Below are 17,677 nucleotides of genomic sequence, written 5' to 3'. Positions count from 1 at the left end.
CAGCTGCTAATGCCGGACCTTATTCCTGCTGATGCAGAGCAAACAAAGTTTACCGGATTCCAAAAAACCCTCATTTGTTAGCGCGCAGGGGTCTGCCAGTCTCTTTTGTGCAAACTTCGATTGATTGTTCGCGTCCACTTGCCATGAGGGTGGCGGACGCAGGTTCTGGGGCATCCTGCATGACCCCATGCAAAAATGAGATTTCGCGACGCCCGGCCATTTGGCCATACCTTACAATACCCGGCGTGGGTCTGCTATCTGACAGGCCAAACCAAGGGGGAGGGATAAAAAATGAAATCAACTTTGAAATTGTCGTCCGCGGCGATCGCCATCGCTATCCTGTCCAGCGCTGCTCCGGCTTTTGCGCAAGGCGCACCGGGCGATGCCGATGCTGATAGCCCCCAGACCGGGGTTCCTGATATCGTGGTGACGGCCACCCGCCGTTCTGAATCAGCCAACCGCATTCCGGTCGCGATTCAGGCAATTGGCGGGGCAGAGCTGAGCCAGCTGAATGTCACCAATTTTGAAAAGCTGGTTGAATACCTGCCTAACGTGCGCACTGCATCGCGCGGCCCGGGTATTTCATCGGTTTATATTCGCGGCCTTTCCACCGATACGGCCGGTTCGCAGATTCTGGGTGTGGCGGGCGTCCAGCCCAACGTCGCGCTTTATGTCAACGATGCCCCGGCCTCTACCCCGGGCCGCAATCTTGATATCCACGCCACTGACCTTAACCGCATCGAAGTGCTGGCCGGTCCGCAAGGAACGCTGTTTGGCGCGAACGCGATGGGCGGGGCAATCCGTTACATCACCAACAAGCCTGAACTTGATGAAGTTCACGCCGGTTTCAGCGCCAATGCCGCCACCACCAAGGGCGGCGCTGCCAGCTTTGGCGTGGAAGGCTACCTCAACCTGCCGATCGTCAAGGACAAGCTGGGCCTGCGCCTGGCGTTCTACAGCGATCATCAGGGCGGCTACATCGATAACGTGGCCGGCACCTATCGCATGCCGTGGAATCCGGGCGGCCCAGGCGTGCTGCCCACCGGCAACCCGCTGCTGGTTGCCCAGGCAATCGAAAGCTGCGTTGGCGTGGTTGGCTGCGTGGCCACTGCAACCGGCACCACCGGCGGCTTCGTGGTCCCGGCGCGCCAGTCGATCAACAACAACAATTTCATCCAGGATAATTACAACGACGCCAACTACAACGGCGGCCGTGCCACGCTGGCCTATCAGATCAGTGATGACTGGTCGCTTGAATTCATGACGCTTTACCAGGAACTCGAAACCGACGGCGTGTTCGATTACACCCCGTCAGTGGGCGATCTCAAGGTTCAGCAGTATGGTCCCAATACGCTGCAGGACACGATCAGCCTGTCGTCACTGACCCTCAAGGGCCGGCTTGGCATGCTCGACGTGATCTTCAGCTCGTCGTACCAGGATCACCACTCGGTCCAGCAGGCTGACTATGCGAAATATGCCAGCATCGGCCTCTACATGCCGTTCTACAACTGCGATCGCGGTGTCTATTATGCCGGCTACGGCAGCTCGGCTTCGCAGGGCCAAACCTGCTATTCGCCGAACAACAGCTACAAGGTAAACGATCGCAACCGCCGCTGGACGCAGGAACTGCGGATCACCACTCCGGCTGAAAACCGCGTTCGCGGAACGCTTGGCCTCTATTACGATGTCAACCGGATCTATGACGTAACCCAGTGGAACTACACGCTGCCTGCGGCCGGGTTCATCTATAACCTGGCGCCCAATCCGGCGGTCAATGTGCTGGGCGTCGGCGCGTTGCCGGGGGCTGGCTTCGTCAACACGATCCTGCGCCGCGACCGTCAGTTTGCGGTTTACGGCGAAGTGTCGTTTGATATCGTGCCGGACAAGCTGATCGCAACCGGTGGTGCGCGCTATTACAGCGAAAGCGCCGGGATGTACGGCGGCTCCAGCACCAGCTTCAACAACTCGTTGCGGGCCAATTGCGCGACGGTCAGCACGGATCCGGCCACCGGCCTGACATCGTGCAATTATGTTCCGCTGCTGGTCGCACCAACCACTCTGGCAGCCAGTGCGAACCTCACAACCAACCTGGCGGGGATCAACCCGGCCAGCTATTCGGGCGTGATCTTCAAGGGCAACCTGACATATAAGGTGACCCCAGATTCGCTGCTGTACTTCACCTATTCGGAAGGCTTCCGTCCGGGCGGTTTCAACCGCAAGGGCTGCAATGGCGGGGTTGCATCCAACCCGACCTATACCGCAGCTTGCGCCGCCAACCGCGCCTACGCACCGGATAATGTGACCAACTTTGAAATCGGCGCCAAGCTGGGCCTGATGGATCGCCGGTTGCAGATCAATCTGGCCGCTTATGCGATCGACTGGAAAGAAATCCAGATCGCGGCGTTCAACCAGAATATCTCCAACCAGACCTTTGTCAGCAACCTTGCCAACGGCAAGATCAAGGGCATCGAAGGCGATATCACGGCGCGTCCCAGCCGCGGGCTGACGATCAGCACCGGGTTCTCGTACAACGATACCGAGCTGACCGGCTGCACTGCCAACGCAATCGCCCAACTGCTTTGCAGCCAGGGCGTGGTTGTACCGGCAGGCAGCCCGCTGGCGCTGAGCCCCAAATTCCAGGGCAACATCATGTTGCGCTATGAATGGGAAACCAGCATGGGGCTGAAGCCTTTCTTCCAGATGGGCTTCCACCACGTTGGCAGCACGATCTCGTCTGACCTTGCGAACACCAACATCCTCTACACCGGCTGCAACTCGCCCTACGCGGTTTGCGGACTGACTTCGGTGATCAACGGGGTGACGGTAGCACCGGGCAGCGCGATCCAGCTGCAGCCGCAATCGTTCGCCCAGCCTGGCTACAACACGTTCGAAGCCTCGTTCGGGTTCAGCAAGGATAACTGGTCGCTGACGATCTATGGCGACAATCTGGGTGATGAACGCCCGCAGCTGTTCACCAGCGCCAACGACGGTGAAACACGCGTTACCACATCGCGGCCGCGCACCATCGGGATGCGGGTATCGTACAAGATGTAACATGAAGGCGCGCCCCGGTCCTTTGGGATTGGGGCGCTACCTTCGGGTCCGGGAGGGGCAGCGTCCACCGGCGCTGCCCCTTCTTGCAAGCGGGCCAGATTGGGGTTGGACAATCCTTGGAAACCAGCCAGATTGACCGGATGGAAATGGATACCACTACCGACCAGATTCCATCTTCTGCGCACCAGCAAGCGGGCAGCTTGGTCGATCAGGCCAAAGCCGCGCTGCAACGCGGGCAATTGGACGAGGCCGAGCAGCTGTGCAGCCAAGCCCTGGCCGCCAGCCCGCAGCACCGCGACGCCATTTACACGCTGGCCGCGATCCAGCGCTATGCCGGCCGCCCGCTTGATGGGCTGGCCACAATCGCCAAATTGATCGCGCTCGATCCCGGTTATGGCCGGGCCTATCAGGAGCGCGGGCATTGCCTGCGCGCGCTGGACCGGATGGACGAGGCGCTGGGGGCCTATCAGAACGCGGTCGCGTTTAATCTGGGGCTGCTGGCCAGCTGGAAGATGCTGGCCCAGATGCATGGCGCGGCCGGCCGCGCCGAAGCGGCCGGGTTCGCCCGCGGCCAGTGCGCCTATCTGGAAAGCCTGCCGCCAGAATTGCAAGCGGTGATCAGCCTGATCCACGAACACCGGCTGGGCAAGGCCGAAACCCAGGTCCGGGCGTTTCTCCAAGCCCGCGGCCACCATACCGAAGGCATGCGGCTGCTGGCCGATATCGGGGCCAGGTACAATTCCTATGACGAAGCCGAATTCCTGCTGGAAAGCTGCCTGGTGCTGGAACCGGACAATACCAATGCGCACTTCGATTACGTCAACCTGCTGCACAAACGGCAGAAATTTGGACAGGCGCTGGAACAGGCCACGGCGCTGTGCCGCAAGGCTCCGGACAAGCCCCAGTTTGATCTGCTCTATGCCAATCAGGCACTGGCCGTGGGGCATTTTGACGAGGCGCTGACGATCTATCGCCGCCAGATCGAACAGACCCCTGAAAACCCCACCCTGCACCTGTCGGTCGGCCATGCGCTTAAAACGGTGGGCAAACAGGACGAGGCGATCGGTGCCTACCGCGATGCCTACCGGGTCCGGCCCGAATTTGGCGATGCCTACTGGAGCCTCGCGAACCTTAAAACCTATCGGTTTGAGGAAAGCGAAGTGGCCCAGATGCGCGAGATTGAGGATCAGCCAAACACCCAGCTGGTTGATCGCTATCACCTGTGCTTTGCGCTGGGCAAGGCGCTGGAGGATCGCGGCGATTACGCCGCATCGTTCGCCTATTATGAGCGCGGCAACCAGCTGAAGCGGGACGAGGTTGGTTATGACTGGCGGCGCATCACGCAGGAAATCGCGCTTCAGCAGGAACATTGCGGGCCAGAACTGTTCGAACGGTTCAAGGGCAGCGGCAGCCCCGCCGCCGATCCGATCTTCATCCTGGGCCTGCCGCGGGCGGGCTCTACCCTGCTCGAACAGATCCTCTCATCGCACAGCCAGGTTGAAGGCACGCTGGAACTGCCCAACATCCTGGCCCTGGCCCACCGGATCGATGGCCTGCGCCGGATCGGTGAAGATGCCAATTACCCCGGAAATCTGATCGATCTTGACGGCACCAAATTAGCCGAATTTGGCGAAGCGTTCCTCACGGACACCCGGATCCACCGCAAGGCCGGCACGCCCTTTTTCATTGACAAGATGCCCAACAATTTCCGGCACATTGGCCTGATCCAGCTGATCCTGCCCAATGCCCGGATCATCGATGCCCGGCGCGGCGCAATGGGCTGCTGCTTTTCCGGCTTCAAGCAGCTGTTCGCCGAAGGGCAGGAGTTCACTTACGGGCTTGAGGAAGTGGGCCATTACTACAGCGACTATGTGGGGCTGATGGACCACTGGGACGCGGTGCTGCCGGGCAAGGTCTTGCGGATGCAGTATGAAGCGGTGGTGGACGATCTCGAAGGCCAGACCCGCCGGATGCTCGATTTTCTTGAGCTGCCGTTCGAAGCAGCCTGTCTCAATTTTCACGAAACCGAACGCGCGGTGCGAACCGCAAGTTCAGAACAAGTTCGCCAGCCGATCTTCAGAAGCGGCGTCGATCAATGGGAGAAGTTCTCGGATTACCTCGACCCGCTGCGCGGCGTTCTGGGCCCTGAACTGTCGCAAACCTGAAAGGAACACCAATGGCTACGATCGCACCTTCGGCGCAAGACAGCAGCCCCAGTCTGGGGCAACGCTGGTATGTGCTGATCGTAATGATGCTGGTTTACACCATCAACATCGCCGACCGTTATGTGATGTCCACCGTGCTTGAGCCGATCCGGCTTGAGCTTGGCCTGTCCGATGGCGGCGTGGCTTTCCTGACCGGCGTATCGCTGGCACTGTTCTATGTTACCATGGGGTTGCCGCTTTCGTGGGTGGCAGATCGGTACAATCGGCGCAACCTGCTGTCGTTTTCAATCGCGGTGTGGTCAGTGATGACTACCCTGTGCGGAATGGCCGCTGGCTATTGGTCGCTGCTGGCAGCCCGGATCGGGGTCGGGATTGGTGAAGCTGGCGGAACTCCGCCGTGCAACACCATTGTGGCCGATTACTTCCCGCCTGATCGCCGCGCCATGGCGATGACAATTTTCGCGCTGGGCGCACCAATCGGGGCTTGGCTGGGAGCTGATCTGGCCGGGATGGTTGCGCATGATTATGGCTGGCGTTCGGCCTTCTTTGTGTTGGGTGTTCCCGGTGTGCTGCTGGCTGTGCTGATCATGGCCACGATCAAGGAGCCGCCACGCGGACGCTATGATGTAAAGGTTGAAGGGTCCGCGCCGCCGTTCATGGAAACGATGCGGTTTCTGTGGTCACAGAAGGCTGCGGTTCACGCGATGATGGGCGGCGGGCTTTCAGCGTTTTGGGGTTGGGGGCTGATGTGGTTCACCCCGGCCTATATCGAGCGCGCCTATGGGCTTGAAGTTGGTGCAGGCGGCGGGGTTCTGGCCCCGATCCACCTGATCGGCGGGATCGGAGCCTCGCTGCTTACAGCCTGGCTGTTTGCCAAACCGGCGTACCGCGATCCAAGCAAGATCCTGCGCGTGCTGGCAGTGGTTACGGCGCTGGCAACTGTGCCTTCGTTCCTGGCCTATTACACCCGCTCGCTGGATCAGGCGACGTGGATGTGGTGGATCTTCATCCCGGCGATCTACTTCTACATTGGCCCGACATTTGCGCTGGCGCAGAATTTTGCCCCGGCCAAGATGCGGGCGATGTTCATCGCGATCTCGCTGTTGATCGCCAATGTCTTCAACCTGATCGTTGCCCCGCAAGCGGTGGGCTGGATGAGCGATTATTTCGCAGGCGGGGGTGAGCCTTCGGCGGATTCGCTGCGGATGGCATTGCTGGTGCTTGCCCCGACCGGGTTCTGGGCAGCGTTTCATTATTGGCGGGCCGAGCGCTATGCGCAGGCCGACCAAGCCCGGGTAAGCGGAGGTGCCTGAATTGCTTAAATCCTATATCGCCGGCCAATGGATCACGCCCGATCCGGCCGGCGGCGTTCACCTCGCGATCAATCCCGCAACCGAGGACGTCTGCGCGCACGTTGCCCTGTGCACACCAGCCGAAGCCAATGCAGCCATTGCGGCCGCGCGGGCCGCGTTCGATGGCTGGGCCGCTACCCCGCTGGAGCAGCGGCTGGCCTTGACCGAAAAGCTGATCGCGGTGTTCGAGGCGCGCTATGACGAGATGGTCGTGGCGATCAGCACCGAAATGGGCGCGCCTTATGACCTTTCGCACGATGCCCAGGCGGAAAGCGGGCCGGGCCATATCCGGGCTACGGTGCGCGCGGCGCGTGAGATGGCGTGGGACTATGATGTTGGCGAAGACGGGATCGTCACGCACGAGCCGATCGGGGTTTGTGTGCTGATCACCCCGTGGAACTGGCCGATCAACCAGATCGCCTGCAAGGTTGGTCCGGCCTTGGTCGCGGGCTGCACCATGGTGCTCAAACCCAGTGAGATCGCGCCGCTTTCCGCCCAGCTTTTTGCGGAAATGGTGGACGAGGCGGGCTTTCCCGATGGCGTGTTCAACATGATCCACGGCACCGGCGCCGCAATTGGTGAAACGCTGACTGGCCACCCGCAAGTGGACATGATTTCCTTTACCGGATCGACCCGCGCCGGGATCCAGATCGCCAAATCGGCGGCCGATACGGTGAAGCGCGTGGCGCAGGAACTGGGCGGGAAATCGGCCAATATCGTGTTCGCCGATGCCGGGCTGGAAGCGGCGGTCACCCGCGGGGTTCAGCAATGTTTCGGCAATACCGGGCAAAGCTGCAACGCACCAACCCGGATGCTGATCGAACAATCGGTCTATGATGAAGCGGTGGCTATTGCGGCCCGCGTCGCCCAGGAAACCAAGCTGGGTGATCCGGAGGCCAGGGGCAATCATCTGGGCCCGGTGATCAGCAAGGCCCATTTTGACAAGATCCAGCGCCTGATCCAGGCCGGGATCGACGAGGGTGCGCAAGTGATCGCGGGCGGAACCGGCCGCGCAGACGGGTTTGATGTGGGCTACTACGTCAAGCCGACAGTGTTCGCCGGCGTCCACAACAAGATGACCATCGCGCAGGAAGAAGTGTTTGGCCCGGTGCTGGTCCTGATCCCCTTCGCCGACGAGGCTGAGGCGATCGCGATTGCCAACGACAGCCCCTATGGCCTCTATGCTTACGTCCAGACCGGCGATCTGGACCGGGCCCGGCGCGTTTCGCGGCTGATGCGGGCCGGCGGGGTCAGCATCAATGGCACCAGTCAGGATTATATGGCTCCGTTTGGCGGTTACAAGCAATCGGGCAACGGCCGCGAATACGGCAAGTTCGGGCTCCACGATTTCCTTGAAATCAAATCGATCAGCGGGTTCCGCACGCCATGAAGCTGACCGGGATCGAGACCTTCGTGGTCGGCAATCCCCCGCCGCATTTTGGCGGGCGCTATTTCGTGTTCGTAAAGCTCACCACGGATAACGGCTCGACCGGGCTTGGTGAGGCCTATTGCGTGCCGTTTTCGCCGCATCTGGTGGCCAAGCTGTGCGAAGATATGTTCGCGCGGTATCTGGAAGGCTGCGATCCGCACGATATCGAAAACATGTGGCGGCGGGTCTATTCGGCCGGGTTTACCCAGCATCCCGATCTGACGGTGATGGGCGTGCTTTCCGCGCTGGAAATGGCCTGCTGGGATATTATCGGCAAGGAAGCGAACCAGCCGGTTTACAAGCTGCTTGGCGGGCAAGTGCACGAGAGCCTGCGCTCCTACACCTACATCTACCCACGCCCCGGCGACAAGAGCGACGTCTATCACGATCCCGATCTGGCGGCCGAGCGCGCGCAGCTTTACCTCGATATGGGCTTCACCGCGCTGAAGTTTGATCCGGCGGGGCCTTATTCAGCTTTCGATGGACGGCAGTTGAGCCTTGAAGCGCTCGATCTGTCCGAACGGTTCTGCAAGGCCCTGCGCGAAGCCGTGGGGACCAAGGCCGATCTGTTGTTTGGCACACACGGGCAAATGACCGCAGCCGGCGCGATCCGGCTGGCCAGGCGGCTTGAGAAGTACGATCCGCTATGGCTGGAAGAGCCGGTCCCGCCCGATGCGCCAGAGGAAATGGCCAAGGTGGCCCGTGCTACCTCGATCCCGATTGCGACCGGCGAGCGGCTGGCGACCAAGTATGATTTCGCCCGTCTGCTCGATCACGGCGCGGCGGCGATCCTGCAGATGAACCTGGGTCGGGTGGGCGGATTGCTGGAAGCCAAGAAGATCGCCGGAATGGCCGAAGTGCGCCATGTCCAGATCGCCCCGCACCTTTATTGCGGGCCGGTGGTGGGCGCGGCCAATGTTCAGCTGGCCACCTGTTCGCCCAATTTCCTGATCCTGGAAAGCATCGAGGACTGGGGTGGTTTCCACAGCGAGATTCTGAAAGTTCCGATGAAATTTGAACAAGGCCAGGTGATCCCGCCCACCGCACCGGGGCTGGGAATTGAACTGAACGAGGACGTGGCCCGCGCCAATCCCTATACCGGCACCATGCTCCACCTCGACATGGCGCAGCATCCGGCGCGCTGATGACCGAGGAATTTGACTATGTGATCGTGGGTGCGGGCACGGCTGGCTGCGTTCTGGCCAACCGGCTTAGCGCGGACGGCAAAACCACGGTGCTGTTGCTGGAAGCCGGCGGCAGCGATCTTTCGATCTGGATCCAGATGCCGATCGGCTATGGCCGGACTTTCTTCAATTCGCGGATCAACTGGATGTACGATACCCAGCCCGTCCCCGGATTGGGCGGGCGGCGCAGCTATTGGCCGCGCGGCAAGGTGGTGGGCGGATCGGGCTCTATCAACGCGATGGTCTATGTTCGGGGGCAACCCCGCGATTTCGATGATTGGCAGGCGGCGGGCAATCCCGGCTGGGGCTGGGACGATGTGCTGCCGTGGTTCAAGAAGAGCGAGGATTTTGACTGGCACAGTGTCCACCATGGCCGGGGCGGCCCCCAGCATGTGACCGATATTACCCCCAATGTGCACCCGATCTGCCACAGCTTTATCGAAGCGGCTGAGGCGCTGGGCTATCCGCCGACCAGCGATTTCAACGGCGGGCATCCCGAAGGGGTTGGGATTTATCAGATCAACACCCGCGGCGGGTGGCGGGCTTCTACGGCCAATGCCTTTCTCCACCCGGCGTTGAAGCGCCCAAACCTGACACTGCGGACCAAGGCGCTGGCGCGGCGGATCCTGTTCGATGGCAAACGCGCCGATGGGGTGGAATATGCCCGGCGCGGCGCGGTGCAGCAGGTCCGCGCCCGGCGCGAAGTGATCCTCAGCGGCGGCGCGATCAATTCTCCGCAGCTTCTGATGCTATCGGGCATCGGCGATCCGCAGCACCTGAAGGATCGCGGGATCGCGCCGCTGATCGCATTGCCCGGCGTTGGCCGCAATCTGCAGGATCACCTGGCAGTCTCGTATTTCTACAAGACCCGCACGCCCACGCTCAACGATGTGCTGCACCCTGCGATTGGCAAAGCGATTGCGGGCTTGCGCTACATGTTCGATCGCCGCGGCCCGCTTTCGATGAGCGTCAATCAGGGCGGCGGCTTTGTGCGCAGCGATCCGGCCCGGTCGCATCCCAATCTGCAGCTCTATTTCAGCCCGGTCAGCTATACCAAATCGCCGCTGTCCGAACGCAAACTTTTGAACCCCGATCCTTTTTCGGCTTTCCTGCTATCGCACAATCCCTGCCGGCCAAGCAGCCGCGGCCATATCGAACTGGCCTCAGCCGATCCCGATGTGCATCCGCTGATCCACCCCAACTATCTTTCGACCCAGCAGGATATTGACGATGTGCTGGCCGGCAACCGCCTGCTGCGCCAGATCGCGCAAACCGCGCCGCTGGCAGATATCATCACCGAAGAGATCGTGCCCGGGCCCGCTATTGCCGGCGATGACGCGCAACTCGAAGATTTTCGCGCCCGCGCTGATACGGTCTATCACCCGACCAGCACCTGCATGATGGGGCCTGATCGCGCGCAGGCCGTGGTCGATGCCCGGCTGCGGGTTTATGGGACCGAAGGCTTGCGGGTTATCGACGCCTCGATCTTTCCGGCGATCACATCGGGAAACACCAACGCGCCAACCGTGATGGTAGCGGAAAAAGGTGCAGCCATGATCATCGAGGATGCACGCTAGCCCATAGTAAAATTTACCGATCCGCCCAAATTGTGCTATTGGATAAAAAAATAGACGAATCAGGGCGAGGCGAAAATGGCCGGCAAAATCGAACTTCGGAAGCTTCCGCCGCTTAAAGCGCTGCGCGGGTTTGAGGCGGCGACGCGCCACCAATCGATCCGCGATGCTGCCGAAGAATTGTGCCTGACCCACCCGGCGGTCAGCCATCAGGTTCAGTTGATCGAGGAAGCGCTGGGGATCCAGCTGTTCGTCCAGGAAGGCCGCCACATCGTTTCGACCGAGGAAGGCCGGGTGCTGTATCCTTATGTTCGCAGCGCCTTTGAATCGCTGCTCGAAGGGGTTGAGGCAGCGCAGCGCCACGCGCTGGACAAGCCGCTGCGGGTCCATACCTATATCACCGCCTCGATCCGCTGGCTGGCCAAACGCGTGCCGCAATTCATGGAGGATCACCCAGAGGTCAAGCTGACCCTTTCGACCTGCGCGGTGGAATGGGAATTTGATGACAAGCATGCCGATGTTGGGCTGGTCTATTGCCCGGTGCTGCCCGATCCGGGCCGTTATCATTGGCAGCCGCTGTTTGACTATGCGCTGTTTACGGTTTGCAGCCCCGAATTTCTGAAGCAGTGCGGCGGCCAGCTCAGCATCGCAGAACTGATGGCCCAGCCGCTGATCACGATCACCACGGAAGAGCAGAACTGGCAGGGCTGGTTCGCCTCTGCCGGGCTTGAATTTGCCCCGCAGATGCCCAGCATCATGGTCGATACCTGCGCGATGGCGCTGGAGATGGCGATTGCCGGACGCGGCGTGGCGTTGATCAACGGGCCGTTCGCCGATCCCGAATTGGCCGAGGGCAAGCTGGTAGTTCCGGTGCCGCACCGCGAAATCTGCCCAGGATCGTGGGGCCTGGTTTGCCGCAAGGACATGCGCGACAACCTGCGCGCCCGAACCCTGATTGACTGGATCGCCGCCCACGTTGCCTAGGGAAGGAACCTAACGCCGGGGCACCACTTCATAGCCCGGCTCTTCGGGTTCATCATCGACCATATCGGCTGGAAACCCGCTGCCCAGCACCTTTATGCCCAGTGGTTCTTCGAAGCGACGGATGATGTTGGGCGAAAATTCGCGGTCACCATACTGGCTGCGCGCTTCGGCGAACAGGCGCACGATCAGCGGGGAAAGCTCAACCGGAACGCCGTTTTCCTGGGCGATTTCATCGAACAGGCCGATGTCCTTGGATACCAGATCCATGGTGAAGTTGATATCGCGGCTACCGTTCAGGATCACCTGGCTTTCGGTTTCGTGGACGAAAGAATTGCCTGATGAGATCCGGATCGCCTCATACGTGGTGTTCATATCAAGCCCGGCGGCCTTGCAGGTGGTCAGCGCCTCAGCCAGCGCGACCAGATGCACGGTGCACAGGTAATTGGTCATCACCTTGAGCTTGGATGCGGTACCCAGATCGCCGGTGTGGAGGATCCGCCGGCCCATCGATTTAAGCAGCGGCAGCACTTTATCAAACCCTTCGCGCGGGCCGCCGGCGAAGATCGAAATGTTGCCGGTATCGGCCCGGTGGCACCCGCCCGAAACCGGGCATTCCATGAACAGCGCGCCCTGGGCCGAAACCAGCGCGCCCAACCGGATCACCTCCTCGTAATCGGTGGTGCTCATCTCCATCCAGACTTGTCCGGGGTGCATTGCCGCCAGAAATCCGTCCGCGCCTTCGGCCACCGCGGCACTGGCCGCGGGTGATGGCAGGCAGGTGATGATCACATCGCAAGTTTCACCAATTTCACGCGGGCTGGCCGCAGCGATCGCGCCGCGCCCGGTGAATTCAGCCACCAGCGCCGGCTCAAGATCGCGCACAACCACGTGATGGCCATTGCGCAGCAGGCTGCCAGCCAGCTTTCCACCCACGTTACCCAGGCCGATGAAACCGATCTTCATGCTGCAAAACTCCCCGCTTTGACCCATATTCTAGGCCGCTTGAACCGGCACAGAACAACTGAATTATTTGCCACGAAGGGTCAAAATTATTGCCCGGCTCCGCGCCGCCAGCGGCTGCCTGCCGACCCGTAAGTTTTTTGCACCAATTGTTCGGAATTGCACATTTGTCTTAGCGGGGCTGCCCCTCCTAGACTGGCCGAAATATCGGGAAGAGGCATTTCAATGCAAAGTCAGGCGCGGGTGGTGATCATTGGCGGCGGGATCATGGGGGCAAGCCTGCTCTACCACCTCGCCCAGGAAGGCTGGACTGACTGCCTGCTGCTTGAAAAGGACGAGCTGACCAGCGGTTCCACCTGGCACGCCGCCGGGCAATGCCCGAACATCACCGGCAGCTTCAATCTGGCAAAGATGCATGCCTATTCAAACTGGCTCTATCCGCAGCTTGAAGGGCTTACCGGGCAATATGTCAGCTGGCACAAATCCGGCGGAATCCGGTTGGCCAACAATGAACGCGAGCTAGCCTGGCTGAAATACGTTCAGGGATTTTCCAAGGTGGTCGGCTTCAATATGGAGCTGATCGATCCGGCCAAGATCCGCGAGATCAATCCGTTTGCCACGACCGAAGGGGTGCTGGCCGGGGCCTGGACCACCGATGATGGCCATGCCGATCCTTCGGGGATCTGCAATGCGCTGGCAATCGGGGCCAAGCAGATGGGCGCCAGGATCGTCCGCCAGAACCGCGTCACAGGGCTAACCCAGTTGCCCAGCGGCGAATGGGACGTTGAGACAGAGCAAGGCTCGATCCGCGCCGGGATCGTGGTCAATGCGGCGGGCTGCTATGCCCGCCAGGTTGCACAGATGGCCGGGATCGATATCCCGGTGACCAATATGGAGCACCACTACCTGGTCACCGATCCGATCCCCGCCTTCCAGGACCGTTCGGACGAAATGCCGGTGATGCGCGATTCCTGGATGTCTGGCTATATGCGGCAGGAGCAGAAGAGCGGACTGATCGGGGTTTATGAGAACACCGCCCTGGCTGAGGCCTGGGCTCCGCGCGGCGGGCATCCCGAATGGCATTCGACCAGCGAACTGTTCCCTGATGATCTTGATCGGATATCGAAATGGCTTGAGCGCGCGATAGAGCGCATTCCGGTGTTTGGCGAAGTTGGCATTCGCCGCGTGGTCAACGGCGCAATTCCGCACACGCCCGATGGCGGCCCGTTGCTGGGCCCGGCGGCCGGTCTTACCAATTTCTGGCATTGCTGCGGCACCAGCTTTGGCATTGCCCAGGGCGGCGGTGCTGGCAAGTACCTGGCGCAGTGGATGATCCACGGCGATGCAGAGATCAACATGGTTGAATTCGATCCGCGCCGTTACGGCTCTTATGCGGACGAACAGTACAGCCGCGAGATGGTATTCCTCGATTACCGGATGACCTTCACCACACGCCTGCCGGGCGAGGAAGAACCCGATGGCCGGCCCAAAAAGACCAGCGGCCTCTATGACAAATTGCAGGCCAAGGGCGCGGTCTATGCCCCGACTTATGGCTGGGAACGGCCCAAGTGGTTCAGCCTGGATGGCCGCGATGAACAGGGCGGCTATCACCGTACCAATGTGTTCGAAGTTGTCGCAGCCGAATGTCAGGCCGTGGCGGGCGGCGTGGGCGTGCTCGATCTGTCGGGCTTTGCCAAATATGAAGTGACCGGGCCCGACGCCGAGAGCTATCTCAACCGGCTGTGTGCCAATCGGATGCCGATCAAACAGGGCGGGATCGGCCTGGTCCATATCCTTTCGCACAGCGGCCGGATCCAGGGCGAAATGACCGTGACCCGGCTGGCCGACGATCAGTTCTATTGCCTTTCCGCTGCCGCTGCGGAACAGCGCGATTGGGACTGGCTGATCCAGCACCAGCTGCCCGGCGAGCAAGTTTCGCTGAGCAACGTCACCATGGACCGCGGGGTCCTGGTGATGAACGGGCCGCGCAGCCGCGATGTGCTGGGCGCCGTAACCGATGCCGATCTTTCGAACGAAGCGTTCCGCTGGCTGAGCGGGCAGGAAATTGTCATCGCCGGGCGGCCGGTGCGGGCGCTGCGGGTATCCTATGCCGGGGAACTGGGCTGGGAACTGCATCCGCTGATGGGCGATCTTGCGGCGATCTATGATGCGATCTGGTCCGCAGGCGAAGCGCACGGGATTGTCGATTACGGGCTTTACGCCGCAAACGCGATGCGGATGGAAAAGGGCTATAAGGCCTGGGGCAGCGAATTGACCAATGAGCTGACCATGATCGAGGCCGATCTGCCGCGCTTCATCAATTTCAAGAAGGACGATTTCACCGGCAAGCAGGCCACGCTGGATGCGGCGGTGCGCTTCAGGATCGTTTACGGCGAGGTGGACGCTGCCGATGTCGATCCGCGCGGGACCGAGGCCTGCATGCTGGGCGAGAGCTGCATCGGCCTGGTCACATCCGGCGGTTTTGGCCACCGCACCGGCAAAAGCCTGTTCTTTGCTTGCGTGCCCGAAGCCCAGGCAGAGCCTGGCAGCCGGTTCGATATCGTGCTTCAAGGTGAACGCCGCGCCGCAACGGTGCTGGCCGAGCCCGCCTATGATCCTTCCAACGCCAAGCAGAAGGCCTGAATCCAATGGTGGATCTTCCCAGCCGCGCGCGCGTCGTAATCGTGGGCGGCGGCGTCATTGGCACGTCGATTGCCTATCACCTGACCAAGATCGGTTGGCAGGACGTGGTGCTGTGCGAGCGCAAGCAGCTGACCTGCGGCACCACCTGGCACGCCGCTGGGCTGGTCGGCCAGCTGCGCCCGTCAATCAACATGACCCAGCTGGCCAAATACACCGGCGAGCTTTACCGAACGCTTGAGGCTGAAACCGGGCAGGCCACCGGATACCGCCAGTGCGGCTCGATCTCGATGGCCACCAATCACGAACGGTTTGAGGAGCTGAAACGCAGCGCCTCGATGGCCAAGGTGTTCGATCTGCCGGTCCATGTGGTTACCCCAGACGAGATCAAGGCGATGGCCCCGATCCTCGAAGTGGGCGATCTGGTTGGTGGAATTCATATTCCCTCCGATGGCTATGCCAATGCGGTTGATATTACCCAGGCCTTGGCCAAGGGCGCGCGGGCCGGCGGGGCCAGGATCGTTGAAAACTGCAAGGTTACGCGGATCCGCCACGATGGGACGCGGATCACCGGGGTTGATACCGAACACGGCAGCATCGATGCCGATTACGTGGTGCTGGCCGGCGGCATGTGGACCCGCGATCTTGGGGCCGGCATCGGGGTTGCGGTGCCGCTCCATGCTTGCGAGCATTACTATGTGATGTTTGAAGGCGTGGCCGGAATCGATCCCAGCCTGCCGGTGCTGCGCGATTACGATCACTGCGGCTATTACAAATACGATGCCGGCAAGCTGCTGGTCGGCGCATTTGAACCCAATGCCCGGCCATGGGGGATGGAGGGAATTTCCGAAGACTTCTGCTTTGACGAGATCGCGGGCAGCTTCGAACACTTCGAACCGCTGCTGCTGGATGCGATGAAGCGGGTTCCGGCGCTGGAACAGGCCGGGATCCAGAAATTCTTCTGCGGCCCAGAAAGCTTCACCCCCGATGTGCGCTATCACATTGGCGAAGCGCCCGAACTGAAGGGCTGCTTCGTTGCCGCCGGGCTCAATTCGATCGGGCTGCAATCGGCTGGCGGTGTTGGCAAAGTGATGGCTGAGTGGATCCGGGATGGAAAACCGCCAGCTGACCTGTGGACTGTAGATGTTCGCCGCAACATGCCGTTCCAGATCAATCGCAAGTATCTGGCCGAACGGGTCAGCGAAAGCCTGGGGCTGCTTTACGCCACGCACTATCCCTTCAAGCAATATGAAACTGCGCGCGGCGTGCGCAAAAGCGTGATCCACGATCGGCTGGCTGCCCAAGGCGCCTGCTTCGGCGAAGCGTTCGGCTGGGAACGCGCCAACTGGTATGGGGAGCCAGGCTCTGCGCCGAAATACGAATATTCCTATGGCCGGCAGAACTGGTTCGAAAACAGCGCCGCCGAATGCAGGGCGGTGCGCGAAGCTGTCGGTCTGTTTGACCAATCAAGCTTTGCCAAATTCCGGCTTGAAGGCCGCGATGCCTGTGCCGTGCTGAACCGGGTTTGCGCCAACGATGTTGATGTTGCAGCCGGGCGGATGGTCTATACCCAATGGCTCAACGATCACGGCGGGATTGAGGCCGATCTGACCGTTACCCGGCTTGATCTGGATTGCTATCTGATTGTCGGCGGGGCTGAAACCCAGACCAAGGATTTTGCCTGGCTTAAGAGCCACATCCCGCAAGACGCCCATGCTGTGCTGACCGATGTCACATCGGGCATGGGCGTGCTTTCGATCATGGGGCCAAATTCGCGCGCGCTGCTGCAAAGCCTGACGCCTGCCGATCTATCGAACGAAAGCTTCCCCTTCGCCACCAGCCGCGAGATCGAGCTGGGATACGGCCTGGTCCGCGCCAACCGGATCACCTTTGTCGGCGAACTGGGCTGGGAGCTTTATATCCCAAGCGAATTCATGGCCGGGATCTATGACACGATCGCGGCTGCCGGGGCACAATTCGGGTTGAAGCACTGCGGCTATCATGCGCTCAATTCAATGCGGACGGAAAAGGCCTATCGCCACTGGGGCCATGATGTGACCGATGAGGATACGCCCTATGAGGCGGGCCTTGGCTTCGCGGTAAAGCTCGAAAAGCCGGGTGGATTCATCGGGCAAGAGGCGCTTCGCCGCCAAAAGGCCGAAGGGGTGAAGCAGAAACTGGTGCAGTTTCTGCTGAAGGACCCCGCGCCGATGCTCTATCATAACGAGCCGATCTGGCAGGGAGACCGGATCGCCGGATACATCCGCTCTGGCATGTATTGCCACACGCTGGGGGCCTGCGGGGGGCTTGGCTATGTTACCGCCGCCGATGGCGG

General features: G+C 60.9%; 10 protein-coding genes. 9 read left to right on the top strand and 1 reads right to left on the bottom strand.

Features of this window, described 5'->3' with window-relative positions; translation table 11 throughout:
• Window positions 1-291 precede the first annotated feature (291 nt).
• The 7 genes from ABL914_RS01710 (at window position 292) to ABL914_RS01680 (ending at window position 11,742) form a co-directional block, all read left to right on the top strand.
• A complete protein-coding gene (locus ABL914_RS01710; protein WP_391561419.1) occupies window positions 292-3,054 on the top strand; it encodes a TonB-dependent receptor in 2,763 nt (920 codons plus the stop codon).
• A 116-nt stretch (window positions 3,055-3,170) separates the two neighbouring features.
• Window positions 3,171-5,219: a sulfotransferase gene (locus tag ABL914_RS01705; RefSeq protein WP_391561418.1), complete on the top strand. Its 2,049-nt coding sequence runs from the start codon at window positions 3,171-3,173 to the stop codon at window positions 5,217-5,219.
• 11 nt (window positions 5,220-5,230) lie between these two features.
• A complete protein-coding gene (locus ABL914_RS01700; RefSeq protein WP_391561417.1) occupies window positions 5,231-6,532 on the top strand; it encodes a spinster family MFS transporter in 1,302 nt (433 codons plus the stop codon).
• Window positions 6,525-7,961, top strand: a complete 1,437-nt coding sequence (locus tag ABL914_RS01695; RefSeq protein WP_391561416.1) for an aldehyde dehydrogenase family protein — start codon at window positions 6,525-6,527, stop codon at window positions 7,959-7,961. The genes ABL914_RS01700 and ABL914_RS01695 overlap by 8 nt, the downstream gene beginning before the upstream one ends.
• Complete coding sequence (locus ABL914_RS01690) at window positions 7,958-9,145, top strand: mandelate racemase/muconate lactonizing enzyme family protein (protein ID WP_391561415.1); 1,188 nt, start codon at window positions 7,958-7,960, stop codon at window positions 9,143-9,145. The genes ABL914_RS01695 and ABL914_RS01690 overlap by 4 nt, the downstream gene beginning before the upstream one ends.
• Window positions 9,145-10,761 carry a GMC family oxidoreductase gene (locus tag ABL914_RS01685; RefSeq protein WP_391561414.1) on the top strand — a complete coding sequence of 539 codons (1,617 nt, stop codon included), beginning with the start codon at window positions 9,145-9,147 and terminating at the stop codon, window positions 10,759-10,761. The genes ABL914_RS01690 and ABL914_RS01685 overlap by 1 nt, the downstream gene beginning before the upstream one ends.
• 75 nt (window positions 10,762-10,836) lie before the next feature.
• Window positions 10,837-11,742: a LysR substrate-binding domain-containing protein gene (locus ABL914_RS01680; RefSeq protein WP_391561413.1), complete on the top strand. Its 906-nt coding sequence runs from the start codon at window positions 10,837-10,839 to the stop codon at window positions 11,740-11,742.
• A 9-nt stretch (window positions 11,743-11,751) separates the two neighbouring features.
• Here the strand turns inward: ABL914_RS01680 and ABL914_RS01675 are convergent, their stop codons facing one another.
• Window positions 11,752-12,705 carry an NAD(P)-dependent oxidoreductase gene (locus ABL914_RS01675; protein ID WP_391561412.1) on the bottom strand — a complete coding sequence of 318 codons (954 nt, stop codon included), beginning with the start codon at window positions 12,703-12,705 and terminating at the stop codon, window positions 11,752-11,754.
• A 222-nt stretch (window positions 12,706-12,927) separates the two neighbouring features.
• Here ABL914_RS01675 and ABL914_RS01670 point away from each other — a divergent pair, with 222 nt between their 5' ends.
• Both ABL914_RS01670 and ABL914_RS01665 read left to right on the top strand, forming a co-directional pair.
• The gene (locus tag ABL914_RS01670) at window positions 12,928-15,345 is read left to right on the top strand and encodes an FAD-dependent oxidoreductase (RefSeq protein WP_391561411.1); all 2,418 of its coding nucleotides are present in this window, start codon (window positions 12,928-12,930) and stop codon (window positions 15,343-15,345) included.
• Between the two features lie 5 nt (window positions 15,346-15,350).
• The coding region (locus ABL914_RS01665) for an FAD-dependent oxidoreductase (RefSeq protein WP_391561410.1) at window positions 15,351-17,677 on the top strand (2,327 nt) is incomplete at its 3' end.

This window comes from Novosphingobium sp., assembly GCF_040079535.1.
Lineage (GTDB): Bacteria > Pseudomonadota > Alphaproteobacteria > Sphingomonadales > Sphingomonadaceae > Novosphingobium.
This window is presented reverse-complemented; position numbering and strand designations above follow the sequence as displayed.

What these genes read in the sequence shown, in the direction of transcription:
- ABL914_RS01710 (WP_391561419.1), top strand. Translation starts at nt 292, where the DNA reads ATGAAATCAACTTTGAAATTGTCGTCCGCGGCGATCGCCATCGCTATC.
- ABL914_RS01700 (WP_391561417.1), top strand. Translation starts at nt 5,231, where the DNA reads ATGGCTACGATCGCACCTTCGGCGCAAGACAGCAGCCCCAGTCTGGGG.
- ABL914_RS01690 (WP_391561415.1), top strand. Translation starts at nt 7,958, where the DNA reads ATGAAGCTGACCGGGATCGAGACCTTCGTGGTCGGCAATCCCCCGCCG.
- ABL914_RS01685 (WP_391561414.1), top strand. Translation starts at nt 9,145, where the DNA reads ATGACCGAGGAATTTGACTATGTGATCGTGGGTGCGGGCACGGCTGGC.
- ABL914_RS01680 (WP_391561413.1), top strand. Translation starts at nt 10,837, where the DNA reads ATGGCCGGCAAAATCGAACTTCGGAAGCTTCCGCCGCTTAAAGCGCTG.
- ABL914_RS01675 (WP_391561412.1), bottom strand. Translation starts at nt 12,705, where the DNA reads ATGAAGATCGGTTTCATCGGCCTGGGTAACGTGGGTGGAAAGCTGGCT.
- ABL914_RS01670 (WP_391561411.1), top strand. Translation starts at nt 12,928, where the DNA reads ATGCAAAGTCAGGCGCGGGTGGTGATCATTGGCGGCGGGATCATGGGG.